Source organism: Acinetobacter sp. WU_MDCI_Abxb74 (genome assembly GCF_025513915.1).
Classification (GTDB): Bacteria; Pseudomonadota; Gammaproteobacteria; order Pseudomonadales; family Moraxellaceae; genus Acinetobacter; species Acinetobacter calcoaceticus_C.
The window spans coordinates 193,771-212,440 of the sequence record NZ_JAHPRP010000004.1 but is presented as its reverse complement, the minus strand read 5'-3'; the positions used below and the strand labels follow the sequence as shown (position 1 = coordinate 212,440).

The 18,670-nt window shown below is 34.7% G+C and carries 23 protein-coding genes, 1 tRNA gene and 1 pseudogene; 7 read left to right on the top strand and 18 right to left on the bottom strand.

Translation table 11 applies throughout. The features are described from left to right. Window positions 1–65: 65 nt before the first annotated feature. The gene (locus KTH84_RS09880) at window positions 66–1,313 is read right to left on the bottom strand and encodes a mechanosensitive ion channel family protein (protein ID WP_262472998.1); all 1,248 of its coding nucleotides are present in this window, start codon (window positions 1,311–1,313) and stop codon (window positions 66–68) included. 207 nt (window positions 1,314–1,520) lie between these two features. Between KTH84_RS09880 and KTH84_RS19010 the strand changes: the two are divergent. Beyond that, a pseudogene (locus tag KTH84_RS19010) lies at window positions 1,521–1,652 on the top strand (hypothetical protein); the annotation flags it as partial. A 4-nt stretch (window positions 1,653–1,656) separates the two neighbouring features. On the opposite strand, the gene KTH84_RS09875 reads toward KTH84_RS19010, so the two are convergent. Genes KTH84_RS09875 through KTH84_RS09860 form a run of 4 tightly spaced genes read right to left on the bottom strand, consistent with a single transcriptional unit; the run spans window position 1,657 to window position 4,667 of the window. Continuing rightward, entirely contained in the window at window positions 1,657–2,301 is a 645-nt protein-coding gene (locus KTH84_RS09875) for a glycosyltransferase (protein ID WP_262472997.1), read from the bottom strand. Then, entirely contained in the window at window positions 2,298–2,897 is a 600-nt protein-coding gene (locus KTH84_RS09870; protein WP_133974453.1) for a class I SAM-dependent methyltransferase, read from the bottom strand. The genes KTH84_RS09875 and KTH84_RS09870 overlap by 4 nt, the downstream gene beginning before the upstream one ends. Beyond that, the gene (locus KTH84_RS09865; protein ID WP_133974456.1) at window positions 2,872–3,666 is read right to left on the bottom strand and encodes a PIG-L deacetylase family protein; all 795 of its coding nucleotides are present in this window, start codon (window positions 3,664–3,666) and stop codon (window positions 2,872–2,874) included. The genes KTH84_RS09870 and KTH84_RS09865 overlap by 26 nt, the downstream gene beginning before the upstream one ends. Beyond that, a complete protein-coding gene (locus tag KTH84_RS09860) occupies window positions 3,654–4,667 on the bottom strand; it encodes an acyl-CoA/acyl-ACP dehydrogenase (RefSeq protein WP_202742902.1) in 1,014 nt (337 codons plus the stop codon). Before KTH84_RS09860 ends, KTH84_RS09865 begins: the two co-directional genes overlap by 13 nt. 249 nt (window positions 4,668–4,916) lie before the next feature. Between KTH84_RS09860 and KTH84_RS09855 the strand changes: the two genes are divergently transcribed. Together KTH84_RS09855 and KTH84_RS09845 are read left to right on the top strand one after the other, a co-directional pair. Then, window positions 4,917–5,150 (top strand): DUF2171 domain-containing protein, encoded by a 234-nt coding sequence (locus tag KTH84_RS09855; protein WP_042897977.1) that lies wholly within the window; start codon window positions 4,917–4,919, stop codon window positions 5,148–5,150. A gap of 283 nt (window positions 5,151–5,433) precedes the next feature. Beyond that, complete coding sequence (locus KTH84_RS09845) at window positions 5,434–6,381, top strand: metal-dependent hydrolase (protein WP_262472996.1); 948 nt, start codon at window positions 5,434–5,436, stop codon at window positions 6,379–6,381. A 65-nt stretch (window positions 6,382–6,446) separates the two neighbouring features. On the opposite strand, the gene KTH84_RS09840 is transcribed toward KTH84_RS09845, so the two are convergent. From KTH84_RS09840 to KTH84_RS09825, 4 genes are all read right to left on the bottom strand, one after another. Continuing rightward, window positions 6,447–7,001: a TetR/AcrR family transcriptional regulator gene (locus KTH84_RS09840; RefSeq protein ID WP_262472995.1), complete on the bottom strand. Its 555-nt coding sequence runs from the start codon at window positions 6,999–7,001 to the stop codon at window positions 6,447–6,449. 635 nt (window positions 7,002–7,636) lie between these two features. Then, window positions 7,637–8,266, bottom strand: a complete 630-nt coding sequence (locus KTH84_RS09835; protein ID WP_262473028.1) for a class I SAM-dependent methyltransferase — start codon at window positions 8,264–8,266, stop codon at window positions 7,637–7,639. A 244-nt stretch (window positions 8,267–8,510) separates the two neighbouring features. Next, window positions 8,511–8,849 carry a hypothetical protein gene (locus tag KTH84_RS09830; RefSeq protein WP_262472994.1) on the bottom strand — a complete coding sequence of 113 codons (339 nt, stop codon included), beginning with the start codon at window positions 8,847–8,849 and terminating at the stop codon, window positions 8,511–8,513. 282 nt (window positions 8,850–9,131) lie between these two features. Further along, window positions 9,132–9,899: a class I SAM-dependent methyltransferase gene (locus KTH84_RS09825; RefSeq protein WP_202742898.1), complete on the bottom strand. Its 768-nt coding sequence runs from the start codon at window positions 9,897–9,899 to the stop codon at window positions 9,132–9,134. A gap of 365 nt (window positions 9,900–10,264) precedes the next feature. Here KTH84_RS09825 and KTH84_RS09820 point away from each other — a divergent pair, with 365 nt between their 5' ends. Continuing rightward, entirely contained in the window at window positions 10,265–10,750 is a 486-nt protein-coding gene (locus KTH84_RS09820) for an Lrp/AsnC family transcriptional regulator (RefSeq protein WP_034677787.1), read from the top strand. A gap of 178 nt (window positions 10,751–10,928) precedes the next feature. Continuing rightward, window positions 10,929–11,045 (top strand): hypothetical protein, encoded by a 117-nt coding sequence (locus KTH84_RS09815; protein WP_128814490.1) that lies wholly within the window; start codon window positions 10,929–10,931, stop codon window positions 11,043–11,045. An 18-nt stretch (window positions 11,046–11,063) separates the two neighbouring features. On the opposite strand, the gene KTH84_RS09810 is transcribed toward KTH84_RS09815, so the two are convergent. The 4 genes from KTH84_RS09810 to KTH84_RS09795 all read right to left on the bottom strand — a co-directional run bounded on the left by KTH84_RS09810 (window position 11,064) and on the right by KTH84_RS09795 (window position 14,208). Beyond that, window positions 11,064–11,873, bottom strand: a complete 810-nt coding sequence (locus KTH84_RS09810) for a pyrroline-5-carboxylate reductase family protein (RefSeq protein ID WP_133974470.1) — start codon at window positions 11,871–11,873, stop codon at window positions 11,064–11,066. A 399-nt stretch (window positions 11,874–12,272) separates the two neighbouring features. Next, window positions 12,273–12,497 (bottom strand): hypothetical protein, encoded by a 225-nt coding sequence (locus KTH84_RS09805; RefSeq protein WP_262472993.1) that lies wholly within the window; start codon window positions 12,495–12,497, stop codon window positions 12,273–12,275. A gap of 221 nt (window positions 12,498–12,718) precedes the next feature. Then, entirely contained in the window at window positions 12,719–12,934 is a 216-nt protein-coding gene (locus tag KTH84_RS09800; protein ID WP_133974472.1) for a cold-shock protein, read from the bottom strand. A gap of 341 nt (window positions 12,935–13,275) precedes the next feature. Beyond that, window positions 13,276–14,208 (bottom strand): lauroyl acyltransferase, encoded by a 933-nt coding sequence (locus KTH84_RS09795; protein WP_133974475.1) that lies wholly within the window; start codon window positions 14,206–14,208, stop codon window positions 13,276–13,278. A 261-nt stretch (window positions 14,209–14,469) separates the two neighbouring features. Here KTH84_RS09795 and KTH84_RS09790 point away from each other — a divergent pair, with 261 nt between their 5' ends. Beyond that, window positions 14,470–15,087 (top strand): LysE family translocator, encoded by a 618-nt coding sequence (locus tag KTH84_RS09790; RefSeq protein WP_202742893.1) that lies wholly within the window; start codon window positions 14,470–14,472, stop codon window positions 15,085–15,087. A 97-nt stretch (window positions 15,088–15,184) separates the two neighbouring features. Here KTH84_RS09790 and KTH84_RS09785 read toward each other — a convergent pair whose 3' ends face one another. The 3 genes from KTH84_RS09785 to KTH84_RS09775 all read right to left on the bottom strand — a co-directional run bounded on the left by KTH84_RS09785 (window position 15,185) and on the right by KTH84_RS09775 (window position 16,612). Then, on the bottom strand, window positions 15,185–15,730 hold the full coding sequence (locus KTH84_RS09785; protein ID WP_262472992.1) for a glycoside hydrolase family 108 protein: 546 nt from the start codon (window positions 15,728–15,730) through the stop codon (window positions 15,185–15,187). Window positions 15,731–15,760: 30 nt separating this feature from the next. Beyond that, window positions 15,761–16,150 (bottom strand): hypothetical protein, encoded by a 390-nt coding sequence (locus tag KTH84_RS09780; RefSeq protein WP_262472991.1) that lies wholly within the window; start codon window positions 16,148–16,150, stop codon window positions 15,761–15,763. Window positions 16,151–16,357: 207 nt separating this feature from the next. Further along, on the bottom strand, window positions 16,358–16,612 hold the full coding sequence (locus tag KTH84_RS09775) for a hypothetical protein (protein ID WP_042897964.1): 255 nt from the start codon (window positions 16,610–16,612) through the stop codon (window positions 16,358–16,360). Between the two features lie 672 nt (window positions 16,613–17,284). Between KTH84_RS09775 and KTH84_RS09770 the strand changes: the two genes are divergently transcribed. Then, a complete protein-coding gene (locus KTH84_RS09770; protein ID WP_002119885.1) occupies window positions 17,285–17,956 on the top strand; it encodes an XRE family transcriptional regulator in 672 nt (223 codons plus the stop codon). A gap of 150 nt (window positions 17,957–18,106) precedes the next feature. Here KTH84_RS09770 and KTH84_RS09765 read toward each other — a convergent pair whose 3' ends face one another. Both KTH84_RS09765 and KTH84_RS09760 read right to left on the bottom strand, forming a co-directional pair. Further along, a complete protein-coding gene (locus KTH84_RS09765) occupies window positions 18,107–18,340 on the bottom strand; it encodes a transposase (RefSeq protein WP_133974479.1) in 234 nt (77 codons plus the stop codon). A gap of 173 nt (window positions 18,341–18,513) precedes the next feature. Continuing rightward, window positions 18,514–18,590: transfer RNA gene (locus tag KTH84_RS09760), tRNA-Met, on the bottom strand. Window positions 18,591–18,670: the final 80 nt, after the last annotated feature.

Here is an 18,670-nt window from a genome sequence, read left to right as displayed (position 1 = left end):
AAAAAAAGCCCCCGTATGGGAGCTTTTTATGGAAGTAGGCTCAGTGTGAGCATCTCTACCAAAAATTAAGTTGGATTAATCTCTGCTGTTAATCTTTGCAAATCATGACCTGAAGGTGCTTGGTAAACACGTAAACCAAATTCAGGAAGAATCGCAATTAAATGATCAAAAATGTCTGACTGAATTGCTTCATAAGCAACCCATGCGGTTGTATTGCTAAATGCATAAATTTCTAAAGGCAAACCTTGGCTGGTAGGTTGTAATTGGCGAACCATAATTGTTTGATTTTGTGCAATACCTTTATGCTGGCGCAAGTAAAATTCAACATACGCTCTAAATGTGCCGATGTTGGTTAAACGGCGTTTGTTATAGCGTGACTGATTACTTAACTGCTTATTAAACTCTTCAATTTCAGAATTCTTTGCATCAAGATATTGGTCTAATAATAAAAATTCTTTGAGCTTTTGTTGTTCTTCATCAGTCATAAAATGAACACTACTTTGATCGAGAAAGAGTGAACGTTTCATTCGACGGCAGCCAGAATTACTCATGCCTCGCCAGTTTTTAAAAGTATCGGTAACCAGCTTATTGGTGGGAATAGTGGTGTACGTTTTATCAAAATTTTGAACAGTCACCGTGTGTAAAGAAATATCAATTACATCACCATCTGCATTCAGTGAAGGCATCTCAATCCAGTCACCAATACGAACCATGTCATAAGATGCAATTTGCACACTGGCAACCAAAGATAGAATGGTATTTTGGAAAACGAGCATTAATACCGCTGCCATCGCACCAAAACCTGCAAGTAAAGTGAACACATCCTTTTTGAGAAATGTCCCTAAAATCATCAGGCCACAAACGACAAATAAAATTAATTTAACAAGTTGTAAGTAACCTTTAATCGGCTTGTTTCTAGATTTCGGATTCCGCTGATAAATAAGATTGAAGATATTTAACAGCTCACTGACTGTAAGCGCGAGTGTCAGAAAAATAAATGCCTGCGCCCCCATTTCTACAAAAGAAATAACCTTCTGCGTTAGATGTGGAACGGTTGCAATACCGTTCATAATGACAACGGCCGGCACAATATTGGCAAATTTCTTTATGACACTATGTTGAGCAAAAATAGATTGATTTGGTGATTTGAGTTTTGTAATTAAGTGCCGAACGCCCCGAACAATAATCCGTTTAGCAATAAAATTTGCCATTGCTGCAAATAAAATCAAAATCGTGAGTGAAGCCAACATCTCAAGCCATGGATAATGGCTTAATTCAACTTTTAATTCACGAAAAAAACTTAAAAAATCCAATCTTCTACCCCTTAAAACTTTATTTTCGAGAATTTTAGGCGTTAAGTGAATTTATAATAAGAGTTATTTACATATGTAGTCACAAATACAACAAGTAGGTTATATACTTGGCTTCATTGACTGTATTCCTGTTTTTCGCTCATCTGAGTTATTCAGGTCTACCGCCATTTATTTACGGCGATAACATTTTTTATTTTATGGATAAAGACTGAAAATCTAAAAGTGATCATCCGTAAGAAAGATCATAACAAATACAAAGTAGGTAAAATAATTAATATTAAGTATGACCCTAAAAATCTAAAAAAAAATATTTCTATATTAGATCAAATCATGCTTTGACCTCTTACAGATTGTTTAAAAAGTACGATAGCCCCTCTGGAGTGCGTCCGTTTAATCTGCTACTTGTTGTCACTCGTACTAAATTACTCCACGTAATACTCCTAGATTTTCTTTTAAATTTCTCAATTAAAGAAATATCTTCGTGACACGAAATAGGCTCAAAACCACCCACCTCAAGATAAACCTCCGCACTGAAACTTAAGTTTGCCCCATGAATATGCTGATGATTCATTTGATCTTGATAATGCGCTAAATATTTCTGCTGCTTGATCATGGATAAATGACTTAAATCATCCAGACTTACCGTACCGCAAATTGCATCTGTGGGTTGATGTTGAATTTGATATAGCAACCAATCAGGACTTACTACACTATCTGCATCTGTGCATGCAATCCAGGTCACTCCGCGTTCAATTAAATGACGAATACCCACATCTCTCGCCTTTCCAACACAAGCATAGTGACACTCAATCCAATTAACCTGATGGCTTTGTACCACGGACCATGATTGATCTGTACAATTATCAAGTACAACAACAACTTCCACTTGATAATTACTCACGTTTTCTCTGGCAACGTGAATGGAGTGTAGACAGGCTGATAAATAGTGCTCTTCATTATGAGCTGGGACGACAACGCCTATTTTCATCTTAGCTCTTCCTGCTGTGCTAATGACGATGAGTTCACTGTCCAAAGATCAACCATGAAATCTGGATCGTTTAAACTTAAATAATGATGAAATGGAAAATGTTGTTGAAAGCTTTGATGTACTTGTTGAGCATTTAATTCAAAGTCTTTAATTTCATGGCGCCAGTGGCAGCAAAGAATTTCCCCATCGACATTTAAACTATGCTTTAATTTTTCTATAAACTGATGTAATTCGGCTTCGGACAAATAATAGGCCACTTCACTAATAAGAATCAGATCGAACTTTTGAACTAAATACTCTTCTGGTATTTTTCTATTTTCAACAACCACATGTTCAAATGCCTGCAAGCGTTGAGAGGCAAGTTGAACAGCATAATCAGAAACGTCTAGGCACAAAAGCTGGGCAGCCCGTTGAGCTAAATGAACACTCAAATGCCCATTTGAACAGCCGACTTCTAAAACTTTTTGATAGTGTGGTCGTGTTAATAATGCAAGACAAATTTGTCTTTTGCGAGCTTCATACCAATGATAATCATAGCCCCATGGATCATTATTATTACGATACAACTCCTCAAAATAGACGCGAGAATGAATCACTCAGATAAACCTCATAAGGCATTAATAAACGGCTAATTGTATTTGGAGATAAAATTGCAGCCTTTCCCGTGCTTTGATCTACTTCAATTTGGGTTTTAAACTGCAATATTGCTTCATGTTTTTTTGCTAATTGTTCTTCTGTCAGCTTATAAGCTTTTGCTCGATGCCAATCAATTCTCGGATCTAAAGGCATAGCCCAATGCCACGCCCAGATTAAGACGTGTAAACACACTAACTGCCGATCTTCTGCAAAAGCTTGTACTATTTTCCCCACGGCTTCATGGTCTGGGTGACCATCAAATGCATAGCTACAAATGAGGATATCCTCTGCTTGAACTATTCTGCTTAAGCCCTGCCAAAGTTGTGTAGTCTGGCAATGTATCTGCCCATCTAATAAATTGAGTTCAATTCTCTCGACAGCTTCTGAAACACCTAAACACTTCAAAGCAGCCAAACTTTCTTGTGGTCGAAGAATATTGAGCTCATCTGGACTATATTTATTAGAATCAGGATGACTTTGTGTTCCATTACTGACTGCTAAAATAATAATTTTGCAATTCTGCGCCATGAGTTGCTGCATTAATCCCCCACAACCCAGAATTTCATCATCTGGATGTGGAGCTACAATCACCACTCTTTTAAAGTGCAATGACTCAAGATTAAGAGAATCTAAGGGATGCTCTTCAAATGCCTGTAGCCATTTCTCCTTCGGTGTTCCTTCGCCCGAAATCATACGGTCTTCTACAAGAGGATGATTTAAAGTTCCCATAAACTTTCCTCCGGCAAACAAAGCTCCGCAATCTGCTCATAATCAAAAGCCGCATGACTTTGCCGAATAAATACAGGCAAATCAGCCATCAAATTTGCAAAAGTAGATTGCTCACAAAAAGGGCTAGCGCCTAATGCTTTTCCGACCAGTTCAATGGCTTTCTGACAACATTGCTCCGTTTGCGCACGTAATATACGCACTTCTCGCTCATGACTTAACATGGACTGCTTATCAATCAGAGCCGAGACATATTGAAAATATTGTTTAGTGATTTCTAACTGCTGAGTTAATTCACCTAAATACATTTTTTTAAATGCACTTGGATTTACCTGACAACTCTGTTGCAAAAAAACCGCTAAACGAACGGCGGCACCATACCAACAAGCCGCCACCCCAGCAGCGCCATGCCAAAACCCCGGACGCTCTAAATAAGCGTTAGGCTGACCGATGGGTTTAACTGGCGTATTTTCAAAAATGACTCTGGCTGTCTGCGTAGCGTGCATCCCTACTGCATGCCATTGGCTTAAATCGGTACTAATTGATGAATGATTTAAATCAACAATACAAAGCTGTGATTGGCCTTCGTTATCTTTATAACTTATTAAAGCTTTTTGAATAAATTCCGCCCCAGAGCACCAAGGTTTTATGCCCTTACAAAGATTATCTTTTATTTGCAAAGGCGCTGGTCCACCGTCTGCTGCCCAAACCGCCCAAATCTGATTATCTATTTCAGCTTGGTAACCTAATTCGTTTAAAATACTTAGAGCATCACAATGTGATTCAAACAATTTAGCTAGACTTAAATCAAAACCTGCAATCTGAGCAAAAAGCTGCCAACGTTGATAAGTTTGTCCAGAGGCAGGATAAGGTAAGTTCGCTGCTGATTTTACCAAGTGATAGAGTAAATTTAGACGCTGCTTACTTTTATCTTCAGCTAACGCATATTCAAATTCACTCAACATACTCAATATCGTCATGTTTATAGGTATTTTGCTATTCATTACGATTAATTATTTACAAGTATTAAATTAACCCTATCTGAACCCAACTGTTTAAATAAACACATAAATTGTAATAAAAAGATAAATATTATTAGATTTATATCTAATTATTTCATTGTTATTCAAATGCACTTATTAGGTGAACTTATAAACCCGTCATGTAAGGATTATTAAAAACCCAACATTTAGCCGATTATTTCAAGTAACTTAGTTTCTACCGTTTTTCTATTTGTAAAGAAGAGGTCCAAAATGAATACTTTAAATATTAATGATATTAAAAAACACGCAGATGTTATTGCTTCATGTGGTACTAAAGTAGGAACAGTTGACCATCTCGATGGTGAAAATCAATTAAAGCTGACTCGAGACGAAAGCGGCCAACATCACCTTATTCCTACTGGATGGATTGGGGAAGTCAAAGAAAACCAAGTCATACTCAATAAAAATTCAGAAGAAGTTAAAGATCAGTGGCAAGCAATCTAGACTTTTAAGCACGATAAGTGAATTACCGTGAACTTTATAATAAAGAGTTTCAGCTTAAAAAATAAATAGGCTTAAAAACTTTAAAGCTTAACTGACAAAAAATGAAGGCTCCTTTTAGTACGGGAGCCTTTTTTATTGATCAAACTTCTAATTTAGACCTTTTTTATCTCTATAAGCCTGTTGTTGGATGTTTTTGTCCTTTACTCACATGGTGATCGATTTTACTTAATGCTAAAAATTGTCCATTCACATTAAATTAACAATTATGAATAGGGTGACGTAGATGATCACAGGGAACCACCAGCTTAAAGCTCGAAAAGTATATTTTGATTTTGCAGAGTCATCTGTATGTTGGATGCCGAATGATCCGCTATGCTCACACGTAGCAAATGGTATTAATATGCTTTTGCCGGCTGGTGAATTTTGGTTTTGCCGCGTGTTTAATAAAACCCTTCCCTTCATTACCGATCAAACATTAAAACAAGAAGTAATTGGCTTTGTTCGTCAAGAAGCGGCGCATGCACGTGCCCATGAAAAAGCTCAAGATTTTCTACGTGAAAATGGCTACGACATTCAAGACCCGCTCAACCGTGCCCATTTTGTTTTTAACATTTTATTGGGTGATAAACCCTTTGGTCTACCACTTGTAAAAGGCGAGAAACTTGAAGAATATTGGTTACTTTTTCGAGTAGGTGTTATTGCCGCAATTGAGCACTTTACTGGAACCATTGGACAGTGGACACTCGACAGCAAGTCTTGGGATAACGCCGACCCTGCAATGGCTGATTTATTCCGTTGGCATCTGGCTGAAGAAGTTGAACATCGCTGTGTTGCCTACAATTTATTTGAGCACCTATTAACAAACAAATTGGGTTTTTATGTGTCGCGCCAAGTCATTATGGCCGCTGTTTTCCCATTGTTCATTTTTTTCCTTGCTGATTTTGCTCGTAGCCTAGGCAAACAGGATTTAGAGCATAAAGATATTCAAAAATTGATGCGTCGTGGCTTCTTTAATTTCATTCGTGAATTTGAAAAAACGGCAACGCAGTCAGACAACCTTCCGACCATTAAATATTTGTGGAAAGCGACCTTACGATGGGTTTCTCCAAAATTTAATCCAATCCATGAAGGTGACACTGAACAAGCTTTGGCTTATATGGCTCGTTCACCTGCGGTTCAATATTTTGAGCAAATGGCACAGCAGCCTACACAACCTGCAACATTAAGCTAAACGCTTATTCTTTCAAAGAAAAAGCCTCCTTCATTGGAGGCTTTTTCTTAATTAAGTTCTAGCAATTAGACAAAGTTTAAAAAGAAATAATCCAACAGTCGTGCGCTTTCATCTACGCCATTTTCACCTAAAAGCTGAACCATTGCCCCATCAATCATAAATAAAAACATGTAAGCGTCTTGGATTGAAGCCGTCATTTTTAAGGTCAAAAGCAGTTTATATATTTCGCTAATTAACCAATTTCGATAATCAACCACGATTTTATAGGCAACAGGATAAAGCTTTTCAATTTCAAAAATTGCCTTAAATGGCAAATGATAAAAGCCATTTAAGTCGGCATGTAGAAAATAAATCTCCTTGAGTTTATCAAGCACCATTTGCTCTTTGTATGAATTAGAAATTGAAAACACTTTGTCTTTTAGTGCGTCCTTTTGAAAAGTGAGACACATCTCGATGAGTCGTGCTTTTGAGTGGAAGTCGTTATAGAAAGTAGCTTTGGCGACTTTGGCCTCCGCAATAATTCGGTCGACACCGACCTGATGAAAACCATATTGATTAAATAAGTCTTTAGCTGCGTGAAGCACTCGTAGCACTCTAAATGAAGATTCTAAATTTGGCATAGAAATACCGCTTAAAATAGTTTTTTGTTGTATGTTAATAAGATAGAAATGCCGTCACTCTTAAAATGAGTGCTAAAAACAGGCATGCAAAAGCAGCACAAAAATGTGCCCTAAGCTATCTCAGGTTTTATTGTTGCTATGATTTTTTAGTCGTAACGAGCTAAGGTTGTAAAAAACCTAGAGTCGGTTAAACCGTCTTAAAGACCAGTTGGGCGGTATAGATAGAGAGAGTTTGGCAAAGACCAATAAATGAGACGAATTAGTACGCATGAGCGGACTCCTTTTGATTTAGAAGAGTCTTACCAATTACTGTCAAATAATGGTGGCAAGACTAGAAGGGTTGACAGACTGGTACAAAAGGAAACCAGCGCACGCAAGCGTGCCCCTCCTAGCCTCACCATAAAGGCGTGACTTAAGAGAACGCACAAAACGAAACGTTGTTGTGCGCCTTTTGTACCAGCTCTGTCAAAAGCTGACTGGCAATGTAGGCCAGCAGGCAAAGCATAATCGGAGGGGTTTTAGGTGTCAATGTGATATTGGCTAGAAATAAAGCTTTAAAATAATTTTAGTAAAAGGATTTATTAATCCAATACAGAAGCTTTGGTTTATAAAATAGAATAATTATTGAAAGCAGCTTAAGAAACTTTGAAAGAACATAATGCATTCTTTTCTTTTAATAATTCAACACTCTTAAAACCAGCTAAAGAAAATGTATTTATATGCTCATCAATAGTCATATATAAGTCTTTATTTTTCATACCTTCTTCATTTTTGACTATATGGTCCGTCACTATATATAAAGAATTTGTATTTAAGAGATGATTTCTAACTTCGATATGAAACTCTTTAGCAAAATCTTTATGCCTTAACTCATGTAAAGCTTGGTGAATGATGACCACATCGAAAGTTTCGTGTTGGCATACGTTGTACCAACCAGAATCTTTAAAATTGGCAGTTAAGTAGTTGGCTTTACTCGCAAATGATCCTAAGTTTTTTCTGGACAACTCATGCATAGCTTCAGAAAAATCTAAAGCTGTATATTCCAGAGACTCTATATTTTCTAATAGAATTTTTGCCAGATAACCAGGACCAGCACCTATCTCAAGAATCTTAGTTTTTTTGAGATTAAGTGACTTAATCTCAGCCACATACATACTAAAAAATTCATATCTCCAAGGGCGTTTCACATTTACTTCTTCAGCCCACTCTAAAGCATCAGCCGCTTTTCTTAGATCAATTGGACTTGCAACTTCCTTTATAGTCATAATTTTACGCCCTTCTAATAGCTCTTTTAGTATTAAAAAATGAATATACCTTTTAAAATATATCTCTATTAGTTCTTCAGTTCTATTCATTTAAAAGAGATTTTAAGTGTCAATGTGGTATTGGGCAGCTTCTTAAGGCTTGTTTTCTGGTTCAACTGGTAAATTATATACGGTGATACACCGATAAAATGAATAATTAAATTCATTTTATCGGCTTGCTAGAAGAGGTTTTTAAAACCTTATTTTATTTTTTAATATATTTTGGAAACTCTTTTAAAACCCTACTACATAATTGACCTTTTGTATCTTCTTTCTTGCGCTCTTCAAATTGCTTCATACCAAATTTCATGACTTCTCTACCGTATTTATCGCCTAGCTCATGTTTAGTACATTTTGCTGCAGCATCCTTTAACTCTTCTGAATAATAGTGATAGTTACAATCAAGTTGAGCGCGGCTTAAAAAACCATGTAGTTCCACTGCTTTCTCGCAGTGTGTTTGCCCTAGAAGGCTTTTAGGTTCTTGACTAGCATGAATTGATGTTCCTACCAATAAAGTGAAAACCGTTACTAAAATATTACGCATTATTTCCCCGACAAGTTATTAAAAGTATTAGTGGTAATGTTGCGGGCGTATTAAATAATAATTACTTATAAGTGTCTATTAATAAAAAGAAAATTAAATAAATCTCTTTCTCTTTTGAATATTTAATCACCTTATAAAAATTGTGTGATTACGTTTTATCAAATAAATGATATTAGATTTGGTTTATACCTATCTTTAATATAATCCAAGCTATTCAAGAAAAGAGTTTTAGTGATATTTAATTCATTTCTTATCTACTAAAACCCCTATTCATTACACCACTTAAAACCCTAATTTCTTAAAGACAAAATAACCCACATGGCTTTCAAAGCTACCGTCATTTTGAATTTTGAAATACTTCTTAACGAGGTCAGATGAACCTTCCTGCAAATAGCGCAAAGTTTTAATTTGATCTTCCGGGGTTTTCATACGCTGTACCCAACTGTCAAAGTCTAACGAGAGCGTTTGTTTATCTAAGCCAACCAAATCAAAGCCCGCATCTTCGATAAAATAAACCCACTCTTTCACACTATAGTTTCTTACATGACTCGGGTCTCGAATAGTTTCGATCGTCTGTAAAAACGTATCTAATATCGGCGAGCTAGAACTAATAATATCTACAAAAATGACAATGCCGTCAGGCTTAAGAACGCGGTTGACCTCTTTCATTGCACTCGGAACATGCTGCCAGTGATGGGCAGAATATCGGCTAATCACTACATCAAACTGCTGGTCACTAAAAGGCATATCTTCAGCAATACCCTGCTGAACAAAGATGTTTTTTAATTTGCGTTGGCTGGCAGCCTTAGACACAGTATCTAACATTTCATGAGATAAATCGTAAGCAAAAACAAGGTCTGCATGCGGAGCAACATTATAAGAGACATGGCCTCCACCACAGCCTAAATCAAGAACGACAGCCTTTTCAATTTTCCGAATTTCATTAATAAATTTATTAAATTCAATTCCTTCAGAATGAGCTTGGCTATTCAAATAGTCGAGGGACTTATTTTGATATTGTTTTTGATTTATATCATGCTGGGTGATCATAACCTTGCTTCCTTCTATGCAATGAAATCACCATAAAGGAAAAGTTAGATAAAAAATAATGATTAGTTTTTCTTCAATTGATAAATAAAAGTTATTATTTAATTTGTTTTAATACACTAGGACAATTAATAAAAATAGATTTAAAAATTTATAAGAAATTCGCAAAGAGCACTGTTTAGTCACCCTTACTGAAACAGTGCTCTTTGCTCCATCACCACCCTTATCCAGAAAGGTTCGATGCATAGAAATAGTGTATGTACCTTTAGCTCAAAATGTTTCCTGTATTTTTTAATATTTTTAAATGTTCACAGCATAAAAATAAAGTATATTTAATTTTATCAGAAGATTCTTCTTTGGTTTATATTTTGAACAGAACAGAATACACACTAGATCGTATAGATCGGAAAATTTTATCTGCATTACGTGGTAATGGTCGTTTAACCGTTGCTCAATTAGCAGAAGAAGTCGGTCTTTCATCTTCACCATGCTGGACACGACTAAAACGTCTGGAAACTTTAAAAATTATTGAAGGATATACGGTAAACGTAAACCCCAAAGCGATTGGTATTCATGAAGTATTCTTTATTGAAATTACTTTAGAGCGTCATGACGATGAAATGCTGGAAAATTTCAGCGAAGCATTAGCAGATATCCCAGAAGTCGTAGAAGCTCATCTGGTTACAGGTGACTATGATTATTTGGTCAAAGTAGCAGTAAAAGATGCGGAACATTACGAACGTTTTTTACGGAAAAAACTTTATTCGATTAAAGGAATTCGCCACACACGCTCAACCTTTGCCCTACGCCCTCTTAAGTCTGCCAATACAGCAGATTTAATGTTAATTGAATAAAAGACGTAACGCCTATAGCATATTAACTTAAGTTATTGATTCTAAAATTTTTATTAAGCTAAGCGGCTTAGACCATAATAGATTAAGGGTCTGTTATATTTTTTTTAAAAAATTCTGTATCTATGATTACAGCCTCCTCATCTCCATAATAAAATTAATCTGAATTGGAGGCATCGCCATGAACATTTTGAAGAAAAAAAATAAGGCCAGTTTTGTATTCTTTATTATTACTCTCTACTCTTTTATAGGGTTTGGTTTAGGTTATATTATTTGGGAATACTTTTTAAAAGGCTAGTTTTCTCCACAGAATGTATTAACGAACCTCAGAAATAATTTCTGAAGTAATTTCTTTACTACGATGGTATGCGGCCTTCATGGCTAAACGTATATCATCAGATACATTTCCTAATTCAAACATTCGTAAAGCAGATTCGGTAATTCCGTTAGCTAAAGTGACCTTTCCACATAAATCCGCAGGAGCAACATTGCTTTTACGAATCATTTCAACTGCTCCAGTCGCTGCTTGAAGTGCGAGATCTAAGGCAAATTGTTTGTCGAGCCCTAATGAAACACCTGTCTTAATCATGCTATCTAAAATATAAAAAAAGTAAGCTGGCCCTGAACCAGATAACGCAATGATGGCATCAGTTTGTGTTTCAGACGGTGCCCAAAAAGTCTGGCCTGTTGCAGAGTACAACGTTTCAATTAAGTCTTTATCAAGCTGGTCCATTTGCTGTGAAGCAATGAGCACGTGAGTACCTGTATGCGTAAGCACAGGTGGATTTGAAATCACACGAACGATTTTTTTCGAACCCGTAAAACGGGATAAGTTTTCAATATCAATCCCTGCCATCATAGAAACAATAATTTTATTTGCTAACCATTTTTTAAACGGTGCAAGTGTCTCTTTTAATTGTTTTGGATCTAATAACAACACAACAATGTCAGCTTTTTTTAAACCATCTTCTCTTTGCTTCAATGCATTTGTATCATTAATTTTTTTCTCTTCAATCAAGTGTATCTTTTCTTTTTTAAATCCTTTTAAAATCATTCCTCCTATTAAAGCTAAAGCTAAATTACTACTGCCAATAAAGCAAATATTAGGTTGTACTTCATTTAACATTTAAAATGTTTTCCTTTCTAAGGGAGGCTACAACAATGAATATTATCTATAGTTTAATTATAAATATTGAATTAAAGATGACCGAATTAATAAAAAACCACTCCAATAAATGACATTAAAGTGAGTTTTGTTTTATTTACTCAATAAATAAAACAGCTTCAACTTAAGTCTAATGTATAACTATATTTAGCGAATTCCACATACAAATTGTTAAAGTGTGTAACTAATACTAAAATATTGTAAATACTATTTTATATATTAAAAACAAAATTATTTACGTTCAAGATCTTAACTTTTCTTGTTAAAAATATTTCAATTAAATTTCTAAGAAAATAGCTTAATATTAAATAAGAAAACCTTTAAATTAACAGACAATATAAAGGTAATTTGTTTTTTGAACTAAATATTTTCTTTTTTCTTCGTTAAGATTCGCTCTGCCTTTCTGGTTGCTTGCTCCAAGTCTAGGTCATCACAAATCCAAAAAGTAAAAAGTTTTCCAAATAAATGAAAGTGTTGTTTAATATATTCAGAACTATTATCAGAATAATGGTCTTCCACTTTAAAATAATTTTTATCGTTTTCTACTTTTTGACCGTCAAAAATACCACCAATACAAATATCCATTTTAATACTACACACCTAATTGTTCATATTATAACATAAAATATAGAAGCATTTTTAAAACTATTATTTTCACTTCTTTCTATTTTAAATATAATTTTAATTAAAATTTATAAAAAACCCACAAAAGTAAAGTGGGTTTTTAAACTCTGCTAAAATGCGATACTTTTTAAATAAAATTTATTTAAATACTTTATTTAAAAATATTCATGCATTTTATTTAATTATGAATTTTGAAGAATCACAATGTTTGAAGCTTGGGGGCCTTTTTTACCCTGAACTACGGTAAACTCAACACGTTGACCTTCCATTAAAACTTTAAAACCTTGTGTTTGAATATCAGTAAAATGAGCAAAAATATCTTTACCTTCATCAGTCACAATAAAACCAAAACCTTTAGTTTCATTGAACCATTTTACTGTACCAGTACTAGTAGACATATGTTAATCCTAACTCTTAAAATATTATAACTTATTATTGGTGAAACCAATTTAACTAAAAAATAGACGTCAAAACTTAAATAACTGAAAAACCGAAGGATTATAAATAAAACTGCGCAAATAGAAATTTATGATGACTAGAATATTTTGTTAGTTATTCTCGATAATACACACTTCAAAAACATTTGCAATCGATATTCAAAATAATTAAAGAAAGAAAAATTCTATACTTCTCTTTCTTGGTCTTTCATGTTGATTTAATTAAGATTCCTTTCAATTAAAAGTTAAATTTTGTTTCATTTTAATCGAAAGAAGTGGCTCTACTATTTCCCCATAGACCATCAATAAAATTTCTTTTCACCAGCTGGGCGCGTCTTAAAACGTCGATGGAACCACATGTATTGCGTAGGAGCGATACGAATTTGATTCTCAATAATTTTATTGACTCTTTCAGCATCACTCACTTCACATCCACTCGGGAAATTTTCTAATTTAGGTTCTAATAGAACATGATATTGAGGGTTTCTGATATCGCCACTTCTGTAAAAGTACAAAGGTACTGCTGCCGCTTTTGAGATATCCATGAGTCTGCGGTGGGCCGTGACGGTAGCCGCCTGCACTCCAAAAAATGATGCCATTACACCTTGTTTTAAGCCAAAATCTTGATCTGGGCTATACCATATTGCATGGCCATGTTTGAGGTTTTGGATAAGTCCACGCATGTTGTCTCGAGCAATCTGGTTTTTATACACTCTTGCACGGCTACGATGAATCAGAAAATCTAAAAAGGGATTGTTTTGAGGTCGGTAAACTACGTCCATGTTAAAAAACAAGGTACAAGCGGCTCCGCCTGCATCTAAAAGGGTGCTATGAGTGCCTAGTAAAAGTACGCCATTTTCCTGATTATTGGTTAAATTCTCTAATCCATCTATGTGAACACGGTTTTTAAACCAGTTTGGACTATACCAAGCATTTAAAGCCTCAAATACACCCGTTAAAGTATCAACAAAAACCTGTTTGGCTTTGACTTCAATTTGCATAGGTGTTTTTTCAGGAAAGCATGCTTCTAAATTACGTATTGTTGTTTTTCTTCTTGAACTTAAAGATTTCCACGCTATTTTTGAAAGAAAATCGGCAAGACGCCATTGAATAGCCCACGGTAACATCGCAAATAACATTAAAACAAAAGCTAAAACCCATAGACCCCAATATTTAAACGATAAAAAGGAAAACCGAAATTCGCCAGATTTAAACTGCCGTTCTTTTATCGTCATACTGTACATTTCTTGAGGTATAGACTTAGCATACTAACATGCCTACTTATCAGGGTTGTATGTTTATGTTGCAATAACTGCTATGCTATTTAAATAGATTATCTATTTATTTCACTCTCTATTTTTAATTAATAGCTTCCATATTTATTTTTGCTAGGTATAACTTTAAAAAATATACTTAACCTTCTGTATACATAAAGTATTTTCTCATTTAAAGTAATCACATAATCTTGTCTCAATTGATAAATAGGATATATCAGCGTGAGCGGTCTTTTAGTTTTTATAACAATTGCATTTCTTACCTTATTAAGCCCTGGACCCGGTGTTTTATTTACTGTCACAAATTCAATCAATTATGGTGTTAAAACCGCTTTATTCGGTATTAGCGGCCTAATTATTGGTATGTTTGTAATTGCTGTAATTTCTGCTAGCGGTGTAGGTCTTATTATTACGAGTAACCCTACTATTTTTACGGTTTTAAAATTTATTGGTGCATTTTATTTAATGTATTTAGGATATAAAAACTTCAGTAAAAAAATTCCATCGCAAGATTTAATTACTGATCAGCAAAGCGATAAAAATGTAAGTAAATCGAAGCTATTTTATCAAGGTCTACTCGCATCTTTGCTTAACCCTAAAACAATCGTATTTTTTATCGCCCTCTTCCCTCAATTTATTGATATAAAGAAAGAAATTTTAAATCAGTTTTTAGTTCTATCTTTAACATTTTGTTTTATTGGCTTTTTAATTCATTTGGTCTATGCGAATTTCTCTTCAATTTTTAAAGAAAAGATGTTAGCTGGAAATAATTTTTCTATACTCAATAAAATCAGTGGGGCTATTTTCTTTCTTCTTGCAATTTTACTTATCGCACAATAAATCATTATTTTAAGAATGATGCTTTAAAAGCCTTAACTCATGTTTAGACTTTTAAAGCATTTCGATGATTCAGCATATTTTTATCTAATTACAATTTTTACAACGATACCCTGTTTAAAATCCAACCATAAAAGAAATCTTCATAATTTGGGTTCTTCTCTGTAATTTCGATATAGTGCTGCCCTTGCATAATATTTAAAATGCGGACTAATACCATTTCTCCATCTTTAGGACGCTTGTTCAAATACGTTGTAAGCGCTTGAAAAGTGAGAGGCCCGTATTGGCCATCTATAACAAGATTTGGCCAACCTTCTTTCCCCTGCTTATTCAGCAGATTTAAAGCACGTTGTAACAAAGGTTTTGCAAAATTGACGCCACAATTTACACCCGTATCAAATAACTCTTCTGCAATAGCTGAGCTAATCTCATTGATCTGGTCAAATTGGGGTTCAAACCAATATTGTTTTTTATAAATAGACTTAGCCACAGCTATTGGTAAATTTCGCATATCACCTTGATAGCCTTGTGATCGAGCGACCGATTCGGTAATGCCAAATTTGGTGACATGTCCACGATCTGATGGATGGTTAACATATCCACCTTCTCTGTTTATGATTGCGTCTAGGTACTGGTCAATATTCATTTTATTTTACCTATATAATTAAAACTGTTTTTAGCTATTTTGCAGATCATCTTTCGCTTTTTTTAAGTCTTTCATGACTTCTACAATTGTTTTACCTTCTTGTTTATTGATGAAATTAAATATCCATCTCACAATGGCCCAACCAGGCAAACCGCAAATGAAGAAGAATCCACATAGTGTGATCATTCCCCAAATATCTAATACCCATTCATGTAAATTCCATTTCATGATAATAAATGAGCCGCCTGTTAAGCTTGAAACCACTGTACATATCAGCCCAACAATCCATTCTTGCGGTGAGCGAGGGAAACGCATCATCAACACAACTGCGACAACTAAGCTGACTGCTAAGGCCACCATAATTGTAATGCTATAAAAATTTAAAAATGTGGCTAATCCACTTGTTGGAACTGTTGTCATAATCTTGTCCTGCTTTAAAGGGTAAAACTTGAAAATCCACCACGATAACCAGCGTGTTGTTTTTCAGTTTTTAAATACCCTTAGTTTTCTTTATTACAGTCGATAAAAATCACTAACACTTTAAAGCGGCGCTAAATTGCAAGACGAACTTACCTTGACCCGTTTAACTTTAGGGCCCAAGAAAGAATGTTTGTGTGCTAAAGCGGGTTAGTGTGCACTGTTTAAGGCTTGTTCAATCAACTCAATTACGGTGATTGCACCTATCGCTTTTTGCATCGAGACTTGATCATCGAATTCGAACGCTTCATCTTCAAGCTCACTTGCAATTTGCTTCGCCTCTTCAAGTGCCCTTTTTATTTTTTGTACCTTATATTTGTTTATATCTTTTGCAATTGTTGGGACATACCCTCCACGTTTTGCATTTTTAAGTTGTTTAGCTCTGTTCTGCATTGCTGTAGTCATTCACTATCTCCAACTCAACTTACTCGTTTAGTAAGGCATCTTTATCGTTTGTTATTCTTGAAGTTTCGATCTATTCTTTGAGCAATATATCTAAGTCATAGCTACAATTTTGTGTTCGAAACGTTTCATCTGGTACAACAAACATATAGAACCAAACAATATGCATTTAAGGCTTTAATTTAAAAATAAATATTTCCTTTTTTGAAATTGTAAAAAAGTATTAAAGTTCTTAAATTTAAGCTTTTTTCGAACTTTAATTTTTGACCAAAAAGTTCAAATAAGGCTTTGCCGTATATCGGAAACTTTTGTTACGCCTCAAAATCTTTGTTAAATTCTTCATGTTCTTGATACCCTTTATCGACGAACATTAAGCCTGATCCACGGAATCGGGCTTTTTTTATTCCAATTTTTGTTTTGATAGCCTATCTGCACATACTAATTGAGCTATCTCCCTTTTATTTTGCCGCCTAGAGAAACAAAATAAACTTAGCTTTCATCTCAACACGTTGATAAGCCTATAAATAGAAATTTAAATACTATTTAAACTTTATCTATTCATCTTAAGATATAACTGATATTATAACTATAGTTGTTATTAGTCAATAACTATAGTTGTTTTACTCGATATAACTTTAGTTATATATTTGTTATAAGTTTGCTGGTGTGACCATTATGGCTCTTAAAGACCGTTTAAAAGACTCTAGAATTAAAGCGAAAAAAACTCAGGCGGAAGTGGCAGAAGCAGTAAAAATGTCTCAGCCTGCCTATCAAGCTTTAGAGTCAGGGAAAAATTTGAAATCTGCTTTTCTTCCATTAATTGCCCAATTTTTAGGCGTAGATGGTTATTGGTTAACCACTGGAAATACAGAGGATTCTTTTAGAGAAAGTGATGTATTTAGCCCTACTGTTGTGAGTGCTGAATCCACCGATCAATATGTCTGGATTGAAGTTGTAGAGGCTAATTTCTCTTGTGGTACAGGTGAGTCCATCGAGTTTCACTTCGATGCAATTAATGGAAAAATTCCTTTTCCGGCCTCATTTTTTAAAGAAAAACGGGTTGCTCAAGAATGCATGCGTATTATTAAAGCTAAAGGCGATAGCATGACAGACTACATTAAAGATGGAGATTTAGTCGGCATTGATATCTCTCAGACTGAAGTGATTGATGGGGAGATTTATGCGGTTTACTTTGCAGGCGAAGGAATGATTAAGCAAATTTTCAAAGAAGCAGATGGCTCTTTAATTTTGCATAGTTTAAATGAGAAATTTAGAGACCGACGTGTAACCGAAGAAAATGGAAAGAACTTTAAGGTTATGGGCCGTCAATTCTGGCGAGCAGGTTAGTTTAGCTATAAATATAATTAAAATAATAATTCTATCGATTTTATATATTTCTCTTTTTTATAATTTTAATTATTTATAACCCATATAGATAAAAAAAACCTATCTCCTTTAAAAGAGATAGGTTTTTAGCTTTAGAACTAAACATTTTTATCAACAATACGTAGCTAAACGATAAAGCTGATTAAATCCAGCATAAAAGCTTTTACCATCTTGGTTTAACTCGATTTCTTCACCTGTTTGAAGTTGAATTTTCTTACCAACTTCGACCCAACGATATCCATCGAGAGAGTTTTGCTTACGCACATGAGGAACAATCCTCACATTAATCTCATTGCCATTTACGGCTGTGGCAATTAGCCACTCATTTACTATATTCACAATCATTCACTCATCACTGAGCTCATGTGATTTGACGGTATTTAATTAGAACGCTAGATTTAAGGTATGGACAGTCAGTCTAGAATTTAATATTTAGCTTGATATAGGGTTATTTATAAGCTAATGCTTTTCATAATTTTCGCATTATGAAAAGTGGTACATCACAGAGCATAATATTTTGGTTGCGGGGGTCGGATTTGAACCAACGACCTTCGGGTTATGAGCCCGACGAGCTACCAGACTGCTCCACCCCGCAATTGGAAGTAAGCTTTATACGCCCATATATTTTATAAAGCAAACCCTTTTTTTTAATCTGTTGTAATTCATCAGTTTTAT